The sequence below is a fragment of the Hymenobacter saemangeumensis genome (assembly GCF_039541835.1).
In the GTDB taxonomy this organism is placed as follows: domain Bacteria; phylum Bacteroidota; class Bacteroidia; order Cytophagales; family Hymenobacteraceae; genus Hymenobacter; species Hymenobacter saemangeumensis.
The window spans coordinates 1-943 of sequence record NZ_BAABGZ010000035.1; the positions used below are offsets into that span (position 1 = coordinate 1).

Here is a 943-nt window from a genome sequence, read left to right on the forward strand (position 1 = left end):
AACCCAAGTTGCGGGCTATAGGCCGGCTTGGTGGAGGGTGTGGGCAAAAATGAAGAGGGCAATTTTCAGGGCAAACCCGGCAGGTGTCACGGCGTGAATCTGCTTGGGAAAGCGGGCGGTGAGCCGACTGAAGCAGGTTTCGATGCCTTTACGGAAATACTGAAGCAGAAAGGCTTGCGCCGGGTGCAGCGGCCGTTTGCTGTTCTGACGGCGGGCCGTGTACTGCTGGCTGCCGCTGGCTTCGTTGAAGAGGTCCTCGGCCACATAGTCCGTATACCCGGCATCGGTGTAGAGCACGCTGCCTTCGGGTAGGTCCAACGGCAGCCCGCGCCGACCGGTTTGCTCGGATTCGGCCCCGGCGTGGAGATAGAACTCGACGGGAATGCCGTCGCTGGTGGCCACGACCTGTACCTTCAGGCCGTAAAACCAGCTGCGCTTGCTGGCGCAGCGGCCGTGGTAGGCCTTGCCCGTCAAGAGCTTGCAGCGCCGGATGCGGGTGTTGTGACACACGGCCACAGGGAAGGAATCGAGCACATACCGGGCCTCCTCATGCAGGTGCTTGAGCAGGTCGCCCACGGTGGCGAACAAGGCCAGCAGCGTATCGGACAGCGCGTGCAGGCGGCGTGTAAACCCGCTCTTGTCCAGCCGGTTTTGCCCCCAATGCTGCTCCATGTAGTGCTTGGCCACGACCAGGTTGCCCCCGAAAAAACGGGCGGCCACCAGGGCCGTGGTCAGCACCTGCGCATCGCTCAGGCGCCGGCCCGACGCCGGCGGTGTCCCGGCGGGACGGGTGAAACGAATCAAATCATCGAGAACGCAGTACATTGCAACAGTCTGTTCGCGCATGGTCGGCAGGGCTTGAAGGGGTCGAATACTTCAAACCTAGCCTGTTCACGCCGAACAGACTTTTTTTCTGCCTCATCTATACCCCGCAACTTAGGTT

The 943-nt window shown here is 61.6% G+C and carries 1 protein-coding gene; it reads right to left on the reverse strand.

What is annotated here, in order from left to right:
* Nucleotides 1-15: 15 nt before the first annotated feature.
* Nucleotides 16-846, reverse strand: a complete 831-nt coding sequence (locus ABD919_RS13830; RefSeq protein WP_345236613.1) for an IS982 family transposase — start codon at nucleotides 844-846, stop codon at nucleotides 16-18.
* Nucleotides 847-943: the final 97 nt, after the last annotated feature.

Coding starts and splice junctions, on each gene's coding strand:
- ABD919_RS13830 (WP_345236613.1), bottom strand. CDS start 846: ATGCGCGAACAGACTGTTGCAATGTACTGCGTTCTCGATGATTTGATT.